Source organism: Vreelandella neptunia, from assembly GCF_034479615.1.
Lineage (GTDB): Bacteria > Pseudomonadota > Gammaproteobacteria > Pseudomonadales > Halomonadaceae > Vreelandella > Vreelandella neptunia.
Map to the genome: position 1 here is coordinate 2,955,224 of NZ_CP140255.1, position 15,046 is coordinate 2,970,269.

General features: G+C 54.0%; 15 protein-coding genes. 4 read left to right on the forward strand and 11 right to left on the reverse strand.

The window, feature by feature from the left end; genetic code table 11:
- The first annotated feature begins 40 nt into the window (after window positions 1-40).
- Window positions 41-601, forward strand: a complete 561-nt coding sequence (locus SR894_RS13770; protein ID WP_246638191.1) for a PEP-CTERM/exosortase system-associated acyltransferase — start codon at window positions 41-43, stop codon at window positions 599-601.
- A 275-nt stretch (window positions 602-876) separates the two neighbouring features.
- On the opposite strand, the gene SR894_RS13775 is transcribed toward SR894_RS13770, so the two are convergent.
- From SR894_RS13775 to SR894_RS13790, 4 genes are all read right to left on the reverse strand, one after another.
- A complete protein-coding gene (locus tag SR894_RS13775) occupies window positions 877-1,536 on the reverse strand; it encodes a hypothetical protein (protein WP_133730102.1) in 660 nt (219 codons plus the stop codon).
- Between the two features lie 153 nt (window positions 1,537-1,689).
- Complete coding sequence (locus SR894_RS13780) at window positions 1,690-2,655, reverse strand: zinc-binding metallopeptidase family protein (RefSeq protein WP_133730101.1); 966 nt, start codon at window positions 2,653-2,655, stop codon at window positions 1,690-1,692.
- 98 nt (window positions 2,656-2,753) lie between these two features.
- The gene (gene nfsA / locus SR894_RS13785; protein ID WP_133730100.1) at window positions 2,754-3,485 is read right to left on the reverse strand and encodes an oxygen-insensitive NADPH nitroreductase; all 732 of its coding nucleotides are present in this window, start codon (window positions 3,483-3,485) and stop codon (window positions 2,754-2,756) included.
- Window positions 3,486-3,585: 100 nt separating this feature from the next.
- Window positions 3,586-4,077: a metallophosphoesterase family protein gene (locus tag SR894_RS13790; RefSeq protein ID WP_244286469.1), complete on the reverse strand. Its 492-nt coding sequence runs from the start codon at window positions 4,075-4,077 to the stop codon at window positions 3,586-3,588.
- A gap of 232 nt (window positions 4,078-4,309) precedes the next feature.
- Here SR894_RS13790 and SR894_RS13795 point away from each other — a divergent pair, with 232 nt between their 5' ends.
- Window positions 4,310-5,077, forward strand: coding sequence for a class I SAM-dependent methyltransferase (locus SR894_RS13795; protein WP_223288592.1), 768 nt, complete (start codon window positions 4,310-4,312; stop codon window positions 5,075-5,077).
- A gap of 75 nt (window positions 5,078-5,152) precedes the next feature.
- Here the strand turns inward: SR894_RS13795 and SR894_RS13800 are convergent, their stop codons facing one another.
- Window positions 5,153-6,844, reverse strand: a complete 1,692-nt coding sequence (locus SR894_RS13800) for a methyl-accepting chemotaxis protein (RefSeq protein ID WP_223288593.1) — start codon at window positions 6,842-6,844, stop codon at window positions 5,153-5,155.
- Between the two features lie 129 nt (window positions 6,845-6,973).
- Entirely contained in the window at window positions 6,974-7,540 is a 567-nt protein-coding gene (locus SR894_RS13805) for a bactofilin family protein (RefSeq protein WP_133730097.1), read from the reverse strand.
- Window positions 7,541-7,734: 194 nt separating this feature from the next.
- On the opposite strand from SR894_RS13805, the gene SR894_RS13810 reads away from it, so the two are divergent.
- Entirely contained in the window at window positions 7,735-8,298 is a 564-nt protein-coding gene (locus SR894_RS13810) for a bactofilin family protein (RefSeq protein WP_133730096.1), read from the forward strand.
- Between the two features lie 16 nt (window positions 8,299-8,314).
- On the opposite strand, the gene SR894_RS13815 is transcribed toward SR894_RS13810, so the two are convergent.
- From SR894_RS13815 to hemA, 5 genes are read right to left on the reverse strand one after another with little or no spacing between them, the layout of a single operon-like run.
- Window positions 8,315-9,070, reverse strand: coding sequence for a HesA/MoeB/ThiF family protein (locus tag SR894_RS13815; RefSeq protein ID WP_133730095.1), 756 nt, complete (start codon window positions 9,068-9,070; stop codon window positions 8,315-8,317).
- Between the two features lie 4 nt (window positions 9,071-9,074).
- A complete protein-coding gene (locus SR894_RS13820) occupies window positions 9,075-9,575 on the reverse strand; it encodes an Lrp/AsnC ligand binding domain-containing protein (RefSeq protein ID WP_133730094.1) in 501 nt (166 codons plus the stop codon).
- A 33-nt stretch (window positions 9,576-9,608) separates the two neighbouring features.
- Window positions 9,609-10,457 carry a peptide chain release factor N(5)-glutamine methyltransferase gene (prmC, locus tag SR894_RS13825; RefSeq protein WP_133730093.1) on the reverse strand — a complete coding sequence of 283 codons (849 nt, stop codon included), beginning with the start codon at window positions 10,455-10,457 and terminating at the stop codon, window positions 9,609-9,611.
- Window positions 10,457-11,545, reverse strand: coding sequence for a peptide chain release factor 1 (gene prfA / locus SR894_RS13830; RefSeq protein ID WP_133730092.1), 1,089 nt, complete (start codon window positions 11,543-11,545; stop codon window positions 10,457-10,459). Before prfA ends, prmC begins: the two co-directional genes overlap by 1 nt.
- Window positions 11,542-12,855 (reverse strand): glutamyl-tRNA reductase, encoded by a 1,314-nt coding sequence (hemA, locus tag SR894_RS13835; protein ID WP_133730091.1) that lies wholly within the window; start codon window positions 12,853-12,855, stop codon window positions 11,542-11,544. Before hemA ends, prfA begins: the two co-directional genes overlap by 4 nt.
- A 344-nt stretch (window positions 12,856-13,199) precedes the next feature.
- Between hemA and SR894_RS13840 the strand changes: the two genes are divergently transcribed.
- Window positions 13,200-14,951: a tetratricopeptide repeat protein gene (locus SR894_RS13840; protein WP_227405553.1), complete on the forward strand. Its 1,752-nt coding sequence runs from the start codon at window positions 13,200-13,202 to the stop codon at window positions 14,949-14,951.
- Window positions 14,952-15,046: the final 95 nt, after the last annotated feature.

Here is a 15,046-nt window from a genome sequence, read left to right on the forward strand (position 1 = left end):
ACCGTTTATACTTAATTCTGGAATCAAATAGGGATAGCACATGAGCTCTTTACCACTGCAAGTGAAGAACGAGGAAGCATCAGCTGTATTTATTACAAGATTCATACAAGAGTTCAAATTCAAACTCTGCATAAATGAGCATGAGAAACAACTGGCTTATCGTCTAAGGCATGATGTTTACTGCGAAGAGCTTCAATATGAAGAAGCTAGCGACCCTATAAAAAAACTCGAATTTGATGTTTATGACCAAAACTCTATTCACTGTTTGATAGAACACCGGAGAACAGGACTAGTAGCGGGCTGCGTACGAGTGGTTATACCTCAGCCTTCCAGCCCTCATCCACTTAACCAGCTTCCATTACAATCTTACGGCAACCAAAGTCTCACCCACGCAGAGCTGCACCCCGACAAACTTGCCCAAGGCAGTTACTATGAAATTTCACGACTGGCCGTGAATCGCCTTTTCAGAACAAGACTTAAAGATAGCTCTACTTCTTTAGAAAGCTCGTCTACCAGCCACAATAATACTTTTTTTCTACTGAAGAGAAGCAGCTCTTTCCACTACTCGCTACAGGCCTATTTATCACCGGCTATGCTTTAGGGAGGCAGCTAGGTAAAATTCAAGTTTTTGCAATGATGGAACCTAGCTTACCACGACTTCTCGCTCTGACAGGCTTTCACTTCACCAAAGTTGGCGAAACAATCAACTTCCATGGTAGAAGAAGTGCTTACTACATCAATAAGCAACAAGCAGAGAGTGGATTAAAGAAAGCACTGCAACCACTCTACCTGCACATACAACAAACATTGGCCTTCCAGCTAGAAGAAATGCTAGCTCAAGATGTCAGCACCTCACTAATAACTTGAATATTTTATCTATACCGTGGCCTTGGCACTGTCTCGATCATCCAACGAGGCAGAATGACTGAAATCATTAACCGTTACGCTGGTAAATTTCTCTAAGAAAAACACTAGCGTTTCGGGATATTGGAAACGCTCCTCGAAGCGCTCTTGGCCCTCTTGTGAACGCCGTGTCACGCTTGCTTTATACCCTTCGCCCGATTTAGATACCTTTACGCTATTCTCACGACTTCCGTCACGTTTGATGGCCGTTATGGGGGAGTTATCGCTTAATAAAACGTCTAGTTGTCTAGCGGCTGTGCGTTCTTGATCAGACGCCCAGAGAGGTTGGTCTCGATTCCCATAACGGTAGAGCATAATGACCAACATGACGGAAAAGATGCTACTGGTCAGCATCCATGTTAATAAAACGCTTGAAAGCGGTGTTGTCAGCATAATGAACAGTTGAACAACAATGCCCACCGCCAGCACACCGGCCAAGGGCCGCCACATGCGTGGATTCATAAACCCGCGCTTGAGGATATAACCCCAAAGCCCTATCACCGCTAGCGCCCCCAACAACAAATGAATGGGAGCAAGTAGCGTTCCTCCTCCAGCCAATATAGCAATTACCCCAATAATCACTATTAAACTGTAGAAAGTAGCTAGCAGGTAGTAAGCGCGATCAAGGGTCATATGCAGTCTCCATGCGGGTTAACCGATGGCCTGCGTCGCCATCGATTTTATTGTTAGTTGTTATCGGTTATCTACTTGCGAATAAAGCCTTGAAGCTCAGTATAGATGGTCACGGCAATTCTTCACTATTGCCGTGTCAACCTTTGCGACTGGTTATAAACCCTGCGCGCCGCGGCGTAGCCAATCATGAACAAACGCCAGCTTACGGCGGGCCGTCTCTGAGAGCACAAAGGGGTAAAGATCCGGCAACCCCATTGAGCGGTTAACGTGGTTGACCCCGACGGTCAGCGCTGCAGCCACGTATATTAAACGCTCGGCATCTGGCTCTGCGTACGGATCCCACTGTGGACCAGGCAGCTCCGGCGAAGTGAGATCTGATGCCGCAAAGCTGTCGGCAATATCGGTTAAATGCAGCAGATGTGCGGCAGTCTCGGCCCAATCTTCATGGGGGTGAGCTGAAGCGTAGGTGGTTAAATAGCGCTCTTTCCAATCAGGCGGCGGCCCATCTTGGTAGTGATGCTGAAGCGCGGCCTGGTAATCCTGACGCTCATCGCCAAACATCTCTCGAAAGGCATTTATAAAATCCTCACGTAAGCTAAGCCGCCACCACAGCATGTGAGAAATTTCGTGGCGCATATGGCCAATCATCGTACGGTAAGGCTCTTCTAACGCTTCACGACGCGTCGTAACCAGCACGGGGTCTACCTCGGCTACGCTGATGGTCACTACACCCTCAATGTGTCCCATCGGCACAGGCGTAGGGCCTTCGGCAAGTAGATGGAAAACCGGCGGCGCACCTGGGTCTTCCGGACGAAACCAGTGCCAACGGCCCAGGTTATCCAGAACCCAGCGTTTAGCCGCTTCCGTTTGTGCCCAGTTAGGAATAGCGTTGGGAAGACTAGGGTCTGGCGCCAGTGCTGTCATAGCACAAGCGCGGCAAAAAGCCCCCTCTTTAGGGGCAATCCAGTTACAGCCAATAACGTCGCGATTGATGCAAAAAGGGGGCATTGGCACAAAAGCCCGGGCCTGTGGATCGTAGGCAACGGGGGTGCCGTCTGCGGTTGCGAGATTATCGAACCATAGAGAGCCGGAACCGACGGGATTTGCAAAGACGCGCATACGGTAAAGCTCCTGAAAGCGAGAAAAAGAGAACCTCAACCAACCGACTGAGCGTTCTCTTTTCCAAAAATCCTATTAAAAATAGTGTGCAGCGCCCTTTATTTCATTTCAAAACCGCGCTTGATTAAAAAATCGCGCATGTGAGGGCGCAGCTTGTTATCAAATAAAGGCTTGAGGTTGCGGGACCAGTCAGTGTCTTTATTACTGCTGCTACGAGCCTGATAGTACGCCTGCATAGTCGTATCAAAGGCTTCTACCTGCTCACAGTCTTCAGTGTAGTAGTCTTCTTTAAGAACCGCCTCCACGGGTAAGCGCGGCTTCACCTCAGGCTCTTGCTCCGGATAGCCAAGGCACATACCAAACACCGGGTACACATGCTTGGGAAGGCGTAGCAGGTCGCTAACTTCCTGGGGATTATTACGAATACCGCCGATATAGCAGATCCCCAACCCTTCGGATTCAGCCGCCACTGCCACATTTTGCGCCATCAGCGCCGTATCCACTGTTGCTACCAACAGTTGCTCGGTCATTCCCCGCACAACGTTGGCACCGGTGCGCTCTGAAGCCTCCGTGGGGCGCTTCATATCAGCACAGAAAACTAGAAAGTCGGCACAGGTGGCAATATAACCTTGTCCACCGGCCAGCTCTGCTATCTGCTCACGGTTCGCCTGGTCTTTTACATGAATAACCGTATACGCCTGAACATGGCTGGAGGTCGCAGCCCCCTGCCCGGCTTGGATAAGTTCCCGCAGCAACTCTTTCGGGATCGGCCGGTCGCTAAATTTACGGATCGAACGGTGGGATTTCAGCAACTTAATAATGTCGTTCATGGAACCTCGCTTATTTGGATAACACTTATCTAAAATAGCTAACTAACAGGGTAACAGATTTGTACAATATAATAGGGGTGTCTGATAGGCTTAAAACTGCCTACAGCAAATGTATAATCGCGCCGCGCAAGCCGTGATGATCTATCCATAGTTTGCCTAGCGTAATAGGCAGATTGAATCGGCGCTTTCCCGCCGCGCCTGGGTTGAAGAGCAGCTTTCCCTCCAGGTGTTCATTGCGGGGCTTATGGGAGTGGCCATGCAGAACCGCCGCACAGGGAGTCTTTGGGTCGAAATCCTCTAAGCGGTGAACCAGGTGCAGGTGTTTTTCGTTCACAAGGATGTCTTGATGCACCGGCAGGCTCTCCGCCCACGCCGCCGTATCGATATTGCCTTGAACGCAGTGCACCGGCGCCAGTGCTTCCAAACGCTGCAAAATCGTTTTATCCGCTTCTTTACTGCCTACATCTCCCAAGTGCAGAATGAGTTCGCACCCATCCAGCAGATAGAGTGCCTCATCGCGCAGCAACCCGTGGGTGTCGGCAATTACCCCAACGGGAGAATTAACCCTATAGCAGGGCATCGCTAGGCCCATTAACGCCTCCTTCAAACGAATAAAGAGTGTCCATTCTAGTTTTTTTGCTAGAACGCTATCAAAAGTTGCGTCTCAAGGCCGATAGCTAAGTTATCAAAGAGGTCGCGATGGAGAGGCATCTATTAGATTTTCATTGTCTATCTAATAAGTTAGGCATCAGCAAGCTATACTGATAAGGCTATATGCTGATAATTGAAACTTGATGGAATAATAACGACGCCAGGAAGCCGATATGACCGATACCTCTCAAAATGCACCCGGGCAAGAGTGGAATGCCAGCGACTACGCCCAGAATGCTCATTTTGTACCTAAGCTAGGCAGCGAAGTGGTCAAGCTGTTAGCGCCTCAACCCGGCGAACGTATTTTGGATCTTGGCTGCGGCGACGGCTCTTTAACTGAGCGCCTTGTGCAACTGGGCGCTAACGTTCTCGGTGTTGACGCTTCAGAAGAGATGGTAAATGCCGCCCGACAACGGGGCATTACCGCCCGCGTAGTTGATGGACACCAACTGCCTTTCGACCATGAGTTTGATGCGGTATTTAGCAACGCGGCGCTGCACTGGATGCTAGACCCCCAGGCAGTACTAGCAGGCGTTAAGCGTGCATTGAAGCCAGGAGGGCGTTTTGTAGCCGAGTTCGGCGGTCATGGCAATGTCGCCGCTATTTGTACCGCACTGATTGCCGCCCTACAGTTTCGGGGCATTAGCGCCCGCGGTCGGCATCCGTGGTACTTCCCGACGCCCCATGAATATGGCCACCTGCTGGAAACCGTCGGCTTCAAAGTAGAAAGCATTGAGTTGATCCCACGCCCTACTCCGCTGCCCACCGGCATGATTGGGTGGCTTGAGACGTTTGCAAGCCCGTTTCTACATGGGCTTGACGAGGATGTGCGCGATGCCGTGCTTGAGAACACCTTGACGCTGCTCGGCCACAGCCTTCGTGATGAGCAAGGAAATTGGACAGCAGATTATGTGCGCCTGCGCGTTTCCGCCCGTACATAAGCGGTAAAAGCCAGGCGTAAAAAAGCCGCCGACGATAAGTGTGCTTATCATCGGCGGCTTTTAGTCGATTAAAACTTAGAATTCATCCCACTCATCGACAGCCTCTTTTTTACTTTGCGTCGCCTGCTGGCGTGGCGCTGGCTCAACATGGCCGCCGACTTGGTGCTGAGCCTGTTGCTGCTGAGTAGCCCCCTTATGCGTCAGCGCAGCAGCACTGGCAGCGCTCTCATCAATGCGGAAGGTAGCCATCAAGTCGGCTAGCTCACGGGCCTGCCCCTCTAACGAGCTCGCGGCCGTGCTGGTCTGCTGCACTAATGAAGCATTTTGCTGGGTGACCGAGTCCATTTCGGTAAGGGCAGCATTAATCTGCTCAATGCCACTATTTTGCTCCCGCGTCGCGGTCGAAATTTCACCCATCAGAGTAGTGACTTGGCGAATCGCATCCACGGTCTGATGAATCGTCTGCCCACTGCGCTCCGCTTGTTCAGCACCACCGTTAATTTTCGTGGTGGTCTGCTCGATCAGGCTACGAATTTCCTTGGCTGAATCAGCACTTCGCGTCGCTAATAAGCGAACCTCGCTGGCCACCACGGCAAAGCCACGGCCCTGCTCGCCCGCGCGGGCAGCTTCAACCGATGCATTGAGTGCTAATATATTGGTTTGGAAGGCAATAGAATCAATCACGCCGATAATATCGTTTACTTGGCTCGCACTGGCCGCAATCTCACGCATAAGTTGCACCGTGCGCTCCACCTCTTCACCGCCTGACTCCGCCGACTGCGACGCTGTAACCGAAAGCTGATCAGCCTCTTGGGCCGTTTCAGCGTTTTTACTTACCGTCGCCGACATTTCTTCCATGCTGGAGGCTGTTTGCTGAAGCGCGGAGGCCTGCTGCTCGGTTCGTGACGAGAGATCCTGACTTCCCGCGGAGATATCCCCAGCCCCGCTGAAGACCCGCTCACTACTGCCTCTCAACGCCAGCACCAGTTGTTTTAACTTCTCCTGCATAGCCGAAAGCCCACTGAACAACTGGCCAATTTCGTTGCGCCCACGATCCTCAATCTGGCCTGTCAGATCCCCCTCGGCAATCCGTGCAAAATGTTCACTGGCACGTCGAAGGGGCCTGACAACGCTACGCATCATTGCCCACCGAATCACCACCACTGCCACGAGTGAAATCACTAAAAGGGTAATAGCAATGGCACCAATAATAGTCGCCAAGCGATTGAGTTGTTGAAGGACACTAGCGCCACGCTCCTCGGTATAAGCGATAAAACCACTCATGGCCAGATCCAATTCGGCGCTTAATGCCCCCAATTCTTCTTGTTTGCGCTGAATTTGAAAAGGCGCGGCTTCTAGTAGAGGAGAAATACCTTCTGTCACAAAAGCATCGTAAGCGCTGATAATCGCATCACGGTGGGGAGCCAGCGAGCCGTCAGGATCGATTGGCACAGCACGAAACTCATTAAAACGCTCCTCGGCCTCAGCTACCGCCTCTGTGGCCATAACAAGGCTTTCCTGCCCTTTGTCTGGGTTACCTTGGGTACTGAAACTTGCCGAACGGTCTAAAAAAGTTTGCGCTCTAAGTGCGTGCACCTGTGTACGGTTGGCTAAGTTAACGAGCCGTACGTTGGTGGCAGCCAGTTCTTCAAGCGCCTGCGAGCTATTATGATTGGAATAAAACCCGAGGCCACTGATCAAGCCTATCATAAGAACCAGTAGGGCTAACGCAGCAGTCAGACTCCATTTAATAGAGAGGTGCTTCATTCTGTTAATCCCTTAATATTTTTAATTTATTCAATGAGATATCGACCAAGCTAAAACAAACTGAAGCGCCAAGGTGCAAACCTAGACGTTGGTCTAGTATGGAGTATGATAAATGAATGACCACAGCCTTTAGGGCACCATGGCAGCACTTTGCCTGCTGGCCGCCTGCGCCACGTCAACCTGGAGCCAAGCCCCCGCCGTGCACTCTAAGCGAGGAGCCTCGACTACCCCCTGTAAGCGTGCCCGTGATAGCAGCGTGGCCTTAGTATTGGCTTTAAGCGTACCGACCATGTACCCATCAATATCGACACAACTCCCCTCAATGTATGACGCCACGTGGCCAGAAGCAGTCACAGACACAGGATGATTGGGCGCAATGAGCGTCCCCTCCAAACGCCCCTTAATGAGCACAGGCTCATCGGCGATCACCTTGCCTAAAATATGGGTGGCTGACCCAATCCGGCTGCCACCAGACACGCCCTGGATGGTGGGAGACGTCGCAGCGGAGGCTTCTTCAGGTGGCGACATTGCTTCAAAGGGGAGTTCTAAGATGGGAACGGTATCCACTGCAGGCGCTTGGTGTGGTCTCCCTGCTGCGTTTAAAGAGCGCTGTTTTAGCTTACGGCGCTTGCCATCCCATACGATCAGCGTCATTACTCCAACGCCCAGCACAATAAACCATACTTGAATGCCCATACCGCTTCCTGCCGCTTTAGATGTGGTTACCCCAGCTAACGTTATACTCCCTCCACTTTATTGCGGCGGCGTGAATAAGCCCACTCACTTGGCTTAACTCCAGGCTTTGAGACAGTAACAAGCCGATTAAGGTATTTAATGCTCACGACCACTCACCTCAAAGGCGCTCTGGCGTCATTTACTTGGAGTCACCAATGTTTAAAGCCAAGAATACTCCCCCTGAAACTAAGGCCGCGACGCTAATACCACCTGACACACGCTCATCGGCAACGCCAGGCACTCCGGCTAGCAGTGCGCGCCCAAGCCTCTCCGTAATCGGGGGTCACACGCAAGTAGAGGGAGACATTAATAGCGATGAAGATTTGACGGTAGAGGGACGCGTAAGCGGCATTATCACCTGCAAACAGCACACCGTTACCCTGGGTGCCAATGGCTATATCAACGGCGATGTATTTGCTCACACACTGCATATATCAGGTGAGGTAACCGGCAACTTGGTAGCACACCACCGCGCAACGATTCATAAGGGCGCCCAGGTCTCAGGCACTATTGTTGCCCCTTGCCTGGTACTGGAAGATGGCAGCGTTTTCCATGGCAGTATCGATATGGATCCTGACAACGAAGTACTCAAAAACGCCTTTGCCGATGCCAGCGGCAGCATGACTAAAACCTCGCCCAAAGCAACCGTCGAGAAGCGCTCAACCACGAGTGCGAACGTCGCAGAGCACGACAGCACAGAAGCAAAAGCTAACGATTAAGGCGCTGCCAATAGCATCAACGGCGCTGAGCGCACACAGGGCAAGCGGGATCGCGGGGTACTTGAAAGTGCCGCCATTGGCCGCTTAAGCCATCAAAGGTAGAGAGCCCCTGATGGGCAGAACCTGCGCCACTAAGCAGCTTAAAGGCTTCAACCGCCTGAAAGCAGCCGATCAGTCCCACCAGTGGCGCCATGACGCCACTTTCTGAGCAGCTTAGCGCTTCATCGCCACTTTCGTCGGGCGGATAGAGACAGGCGTAGCAGGGACACTCGGTATTGCGGGGGTCAAAAATTGCCAGCTGGCCTGAAAAGCGAATGGCCGCACCCGATACCAGCGGCACACCTGCTTTTTGGGACGCCGCATTCACCGCATAGCGGCTTGAGAAACGATCGGTACAGTCCAGCACCACATCCGCCGAAGCGATTAAGCGTTCAAGCGGTTCGCCCTCGACATGTTGGTCTAACGCAACAACGTGGCAGTGGGGATTGAGCGCTTGCATGCTGGCCTGGGCAGAGTGCGCCTTATTTAAACCAATACTGGCGTGCTGGTGGGCAATTTGACGTTGAAGATTGGAAAGTTCCACATGGTCGGCATCGGCGATAGTGATGCGCCCTACCCCAGCAGCAGCTAAATAGAGCGCTGCCGGAGAGCCCAAACCGCCAGCCCCAATAATCACTGCATGGGCAGATTGGAGGCGCTCCTGGCCCTCGATATCCACCTCGGGCAGCATAATCTGGCGGCTATAGCGCAGCAGCGCCTGGTCATCCATCATCGGCTTACTTATCCTCAAATTCCTCAAAGGCAGGAATGTGTAAATTGAAGCTCTCTTTTACCTCTTCCATTACCACGTAGCTTTTCGATTCTTTCACGCCAGGCAGCGTTAACACTACATCGCCCAATAGTTGACGGTAAGCCGCCATTTCGGGAATGCGGCACTTCAAGATGTAGTCGAACTGTCCCGAGACAAGGTGGCACTCCTGAATCTGCGGTAGCTTCTCGACGGCACGGCGAAACTCATCAAATACCGCTGGCGATTGCGTTTCTAAGCTAATCTCGACAAAAACTAATAAATTGGCTTTTAAAGCCCGCGGATCAAGAATGGCTTGGTAACCACGAATAATACCCGCTTTCTCCAAACGCTTAACACGCTCTAGGCAAGGGGTTGTGGATAAGCCCACTTCCGAGGCTAAATCGACGTAAGAAATACGTGCATTTTCCTGCAAGCTGCGCAGGATTTTAAGGTCGATACGGTCCAGCGTTCTATTTTTTGGTTTCATGGCAGGATCCAATACTGATGAATCAGGCAGTTATTAAAGGTGGCCTAGGGTAACCCGTTCATGCCCTCCCAGGTCACGAACACTTTCAACGTTTTGATAGCCTGCGCTCCCAAGCGCCTCGCGCACCATTTCGGCCTGTTGATAGCCATGCTCAAGCAGCAACCAACCTGAAGCCGCTAGATAGCGCTGCGCGGAGTTTACCAAATGCAGCAAATCCGCCATGCCACAGGCGTCAGCGACAAGCGCTGAGCGTGGTTCAAAACGCACATCTCCTTCGGCTAAATGAGGATCATCACCAGCGATATAGGGAGGATTACTGACGATAATATCGAATTGGTTACCCGCTACCGTATAGGCGTCCAAGGCGGCAAACCAATCGCTCTGTAAGAACGTAGCGTTAGCGAGCCCCAACGCCTGCGCATTACGAGTTGCCAACGACACCGCCTCAACGCGTAGGTCCACGCCCAGTACTTGCCAGTGGGGCTGCTCGCTGGCAAATGCCAGGGCGATGGCCCCAGTGCCCGTGCCAAGATCGAGCAGACGGCCTGAGGTCAGCGCCGCTCGGCTAAGCGCAAGCTCAACCAGGGTTTCAGTATCGGGCCGGGGAATTAATGTATCAGGTGAGGTGGCTAAGCGCAGCCCCCAAAATTCGCGCTCGCCGGTAAGGTAGGCAACCGGCGTGCCCTGGACACGCGCAGCGATTAGCGCATCGAAACGGGCCTGCTCCCATAAGGGGCATATTTTATCTCCCCAGGTGTAGAGCCATGTGCGATCACGCCCGAGCAAGTGGCATAACAGCACTTCAGCGTCGATACGCGGCGAGCTGGAACCCGCCGCCTGCAAGCGTTGGGCAGCCTGTTTCAACAGCGCATCAAGGGTCATTAGACGTCCTGAAGGGCTGAAAGCTGCTCTGCTTGATACTCGTGAATCAGCGGGCTAATCACGTCATCCAACTGCTCGCCGCTGACCACTTCATTGAGCTTATAAAGCGTCAAATTAATGCGGTGGTCGGTAATCCGCCCTTGGGGGAAATTATAGGTGCGGATGCGTTCACTGCGATCCCCCGAACCCACTAGCGAACGGCGTGCATCCGCTTGCGTCTGACGCTGGCTATCGACGGCGTTACGCTTCAACTTCGCGGCCAGTAGCGACATCGCCTTGGCGCGGTTTTTATGCTGGCTGCGCTCTTCCTGACACTCCACCACCACGCCGGTGGGCAGGTGAGTAATGCGGATCGCAGAGTCCGTGGTGTTAACGTGCTGACCACCGGCACCGCTGGAGCGATAAGTGTCCACACGCAGATCCGAAGGGTTGATATCGATATCGCCCACGTCATCGACTTCAGGCATCACTGCGACGGTGCAAGCAGAGGTGTGAATGCGGCCCTGGGATTCGGTCGCGGGGACGCGCTGTACCCGGTGGGCGCCGGATTCAAACTTTAGCTGGGCGTAAACACCATCGCCTTTGACACGGGAAATGATCTCTTTGTAGCCACCCTGCTCGCCGTGACTGGCGCTCACCACCTCGACCCGCCAACCACGTTTTTCGGCGTAGCGTGAGTACATGCGAAACAGGTCACCGGCAAAAATAGCCGCCTCGTCGCCGCCGGTACCGGCGCGCACTTCCAGAAACACCCCACGGCCGTCATCGGGATCTTTAGGCACCAGCAGGCGCTTCAGCTCGAGATCCAGCTCGGCTAACCGTTCCCGCCCTTCGCTTAACTCCATCTCTGCCAGCTCGCGCATGTCAGCGTCGCTATCGCGGCTAAGCTGCTCGGCTTCGTGCATATTGGTTTCAATATCACGATAGCGCTGCCAGGCCGCCACCAGCTCTTCTAACTCGGCATATTCACGTGAGTAGTCGCGAAAGCGCTGCTGGTTATTGATCACGTCGGGATCCGACAGCAGCATCGCCAGCTCTTCAAAGCGTTCGGTAAAGCTGTCTAAGCGTTGGCGCAGAGTCTCTTTCATGCGGGCGTATCATCCTTCTGGCGGTTAACCGTGGGCGCAGGCGTGGTCTCGAATGCGGGTTTTGCGGGCAACAGCAGGCGCGGGGCGGCATTCAGCAAGTCGTGGTGCTCCTCAGAGGCCGCATCGCGTATGGCCTGGGTGGGCTGGTGGAGCAAACGGTTAGTCAACTGATGGGCCAAGCGCTCAATGACCTTAGCGGGATCCTCACCCCGTGCCAGCCGCTCCAGCGCCTGGTCACGGGAAAGATCGCGCAGCGCTTCGCCATGCTGGCGGTAGTCGCGAATCAACTCGCCGCCGTTACGAATACGTCGCTCATGCTGCCAACTACCCACTCCGTGTTCAATCAACGACTCGGCTTGATCAGCGGCAACCTGGCGGTGACGACGATTTTCCTGGATTACCTCTTCCAAGTCGTCCACGGTGTAGAGGAACACATCCGCTAGCTCGCCCACTTCAGGCTCAATATCCCGAGGCACCGCGATATCGACCATAAATACCGGGCGATGGCGGCGTTTTTTGAGCGCGCGCTCGACCATACCTTTGCCAAGTATGGGTAGCGGGGAGGCAGTGGAAGAGATCACAATATCGGCATGTTCGAGCGCGTCAGGAATCTCTTGCAGGGTAATCGCCGTTCCCCCTAAGGGGCCTGCCACCAGTTCAGCACGTTCACGGGTGCGGTTGGCGACGGTAAGCTGGCGAACGCCCGCTTCATGCAAATGGCGCGCAACTAATTCGATGGTTTCACCGGCGCCTATTAGCAACGCCCGTGAACGGCTAAAATCATCAAAAATGCGGCTGGCCATGCTGACGGCGGCGTAAGCCACTGAAACGGGATTTTTACCGATGCCGGTTTCGGTGCGCACCTGTTTGGCCACTGCGAAGGTGTGCTGGAACAAGCGCTCAAGCTCGCCGCCCAAGCCCTTGGATTGGCGCGCCTGCTGATAGGCGTCCTTCAACTGGCCCAGAATCTGCGGCTCGCCCAGCACCATAGAATCCAGGCCAACCGCTACGCGCATTAAATGGCGCGCCGCATCGTTGTCTAAATAGTGATAGGCACAGCGAGTTAGCTCATCGACGTGTAAGTTATGAAAACGTCCGAGCCAATTGAGTACCGCCTGCTCGCCAGCCGCATCCGTGACACAGTAAAGCTCCGTGCGGTTGCAGGTAGAGAGCACCGCCGCTTCACTGATTTGTGGCAGGTTACGCAATTCAGCCAACGCGGTTTCAAGCTGCGTCGGCGTAAAAGCCACCTGCTCACGCACGGCCACGCTGGCGGTACGATGATTTATTCCCAGGGCAAGAAGCGTCATGCGTTATGCGTCTTCGCTAGTGTGTCGGACTTTTTGTCAGCCGCCGTTATGATAAGCGGCTGCACCGTCAATTAGGGCTTGCTAAAACAAGTCTTAAGCGTGGTTCGAGCGCTGCCTACAAAAACCTGTCATTAATAGGCATAAAGTTTGCTGACCACTTTTTCAAGGAGGAACATTCTATCACAGCAGGCTATCATCTGGCCCACACCACTTTGCCGCAGGCAGGCAAGCCGCTATGCTGGGTATTCGGCCACTTGATAGAGAGACGCATGCGACCTCGCTTTCCATTATCGGGCCCTGTATTAATGGGCTCTACCTGTTCAGGCTTCTCATTAGTGAGCTCTATGTTACGGCATTCGATACTACTACCCGTGGCTGCCTCTGCTGCTCTGCTGCTGAGCGGCTGCCAATCTACGCCTAGCCCACAAGATGGCCCCCTCGGCACCTGGGCCGACGATCCGATGCGCAATGCGCCGCCGATCACCCGTGGCTTGGATGCCGCTGGGCTAAGCACGCTGCTCGGCGCCGAGCTTGCTGGCCAGCGTGGCGACTACCGCTACGCAAGCCAGGGCTACCTGGAAGCGGCTAAGCGCTATCGCGAGCCAGCGCTTGCCGAACGTGCCACCTTCGCAGCCCGCTTTGGCAATGAAGCCTCACTAATAGAGGCTTCCGCGCTTCGCTGGCGAGAGCTTGCCCCCCAGGCAGAAGCACCCAATCGTCTGCTAGCGGCCTTTTCGCTACAGCGCGGCGATTGGCTCGACAGCCTTGAACAGCGCATTGCTATTGTTGAAGCTGGCGGCCACGGCGATGTCACCGCCTTTGCTGAGATCGCCGTGGCCGAAGAGGCACCATTAACGCTGATCGCCCAGCAGTTGCGTGCGCATTTAGCCCGCCCTAACGCTGACCAACTGCCCCACCACAGCGACGTATTACTGGGTACGGCACTGATTGAGGCGGCTCTTGGCGATACCGCACTTGCCCAGCAACGACTTGATCAAGTCGAGCTGCTAGACCCGGAATCCGCTGCGTTATGGCTAGTAAAAGCGCGCTTAGCTCTAGAGGTTGAGGATTATCCTGCCGCTCAGCGCGCTGCCCAGCAGGGCCTTGAACTCGCACCTGACGATGTACGATTTATCCTGCTACTGGCTCAAGCAGAAATTCGCCTTAACAACATTAGCGCGGCTGAAGTGCAAACCAACGCTCTCCTAGAGAGCCATGCTGGCAATGAAGATCTGCGCTTATCGCTAGCACAACTCTATCTTGAGGAGGGGCACCCCGAACCCGCACAACGCTTGCTGCAACCGCTAATCGGCCAACCCGAGGTGCCAGATTTAGCCTATTACCTGCTCGGCGCCATCACTCAAGAGCAAGGCGATACCGATAATGCGCTGCTCTATTATCGCCAAGTCAGCGAGGGCAGTGAATTTTTGCCCGCTCGTGCGGCGGCGGCGCAGATGCTAATTGAGGAGGATCGCCTGCTGGATGCTCGGGCCTTCCTGCGCATTGAGCGTATGCGCTTCGACAATTACTTTACCGAACTGGTAATGCTCGAAGTCCAGTTGCTGGACGAAATAAATCAGCCTGCGGACGCTGACGCGCTATTAGACCGTGAAATTAGCCGCACGCCTGATGACGCATCGCTGCTTTATATGCGTGCCATGCGGCGCTGGGAAGCGGGCAACATTGCGGGCATGGAGCAGGATTTACGTCAGATACTGCGCACCGACCCAGACAATGCCGAAGCGCTCAATGCGCTGGGCTACACACTGGCTGACCTTAACTTGCCTGGGCGCTTACAAGAGGCGTTTGAGCTGATTGAGCGTGCCTACGAGGCTGATCCGGACAACCCTGCCGTGCTCGATAGCATGGGCTGGGTCTACTTCCGCCTTGGCAAACCTGAAGAAGCGCTGCCCTGGCTTGAGAGCGCCTACGCACAGCTGCCTGACCAGGAGGTCGCTGCGCATCTAGCTGAAGTACTAAAAGCGCTGGGGCGCGATGAAGAGGCACGCCAGTTGATCCAGCAAATCATGCAGCGGACGAACCAGCATCCACTGATCGACGGTCTACTTGAGCGTTACCCTGAGCTAAGCCCCTAAATAAGCTCTGAACTAACGCCGCCAGCGGCACCCTAACCCTGCGACCCCCCTAGTGCGGCGCATCAATCATGTTACTCTTGCGCCGTACTCATCTT

Coding starts and splice junctions, on each gene's coding strand:
- SR894_RS13780 (WP_133730101.1), bottom strand. CDS start 2,655: ATGCGCGTCTTTGCAAATCCCGTCGGTTCCGGCTCTCTATGGTTCGAT.
- SR894_RS13800 (WP_223288593.1), bottom strand. CDS start 6,844: ATGAAGCACCTCTCTATTAAATGGAGTCTGACTGCTGCGTTAGCCCTA.
- SR894_RS13820 (WP_133730094.1), bottom strand. CDS start 9,575: ATGAAACCAAAAAATAGAACGCTGGACCGTATCGACCTTAAAATCCTG.
- prmC (WP_133730093.1), bottom strand. CDS start 10,457: ATGACCCTTGATGCGCTGTTGAAACAGGCTGCCCAACGCTTGCAGGCG.
- SR894_RS13795 (WP_223288592.1), top strand. CDS start 4,310: ATGACCGATACCTCTCAAAATGCACCCGGGCAAGAGTGGAATGCCAGC.
- nfsA (WP_133730100.1), bottom strand. CDS start 3,485: ATGAACGACATTATTAAGTTGCTGAAATCCCACCGTTCGATCCGTAAA.
- SR894_RS13790 (WP_244286469.1), bottom strand. CDS start 4,077: ATGGGCCTAGCGATGCCCTGCTATAGGGTTAATTCTCCCGTTGGGGTA.
- SR894_RS13775 (WP_133730102.1), bottom strand. CDS start 1,536: ATGACCCTTGATCGCGCTTACTACCTGCTAGCTACTTTCTACAGTTTA.
- prfA (WP_133730092.1), bottom strand. CDS start 11,545: ATGAAAGAGACTCTGCGCCAACGCTTAGACAGCTTTACCGAACGCTTT.
- SR894_RS13815 (WP_133730095.1), bottom strand. CDS start 9,070: ATGATGGATGACCAGGCGCTGCTGCGCTATAGCCGCCAGATTATGCTG.
- SR894_RS13810 (WP_133730096.1), top strand. CDS start 7,735: ATGTTTAAAGCCAAGAATACTCCCCCTGAAACTAAGGCCGCGACGCTA.
- SR894_RS13805 (WP_133730097.1), bottom strand. CDS start 7,540: ATGGGCATTCAAGTATGGTTTATTGTGCTGGGCGTTGGAGTAATGACG.
- SR894_RS13770 (WP_246638191.1), top strand. CDS start 41: ATGAGCTCTTTACCACTGCAAGTGAAGAACGAGGAAGCATCAGCTGTA.
- SR894_RS13840 (WP_227405553.1), top strand. CDS start 13,200: ATGTTACGGCATTCGATACTACTACCCGTGGCTGCCTCTGCTGCTCTG.
- hemA (WP_133730091.1), bottom strand. CDS start 12,855: ATGACGCTTCTTGCCCTGGGAATAAATCATCGTACCGCCAGCGTGGCC.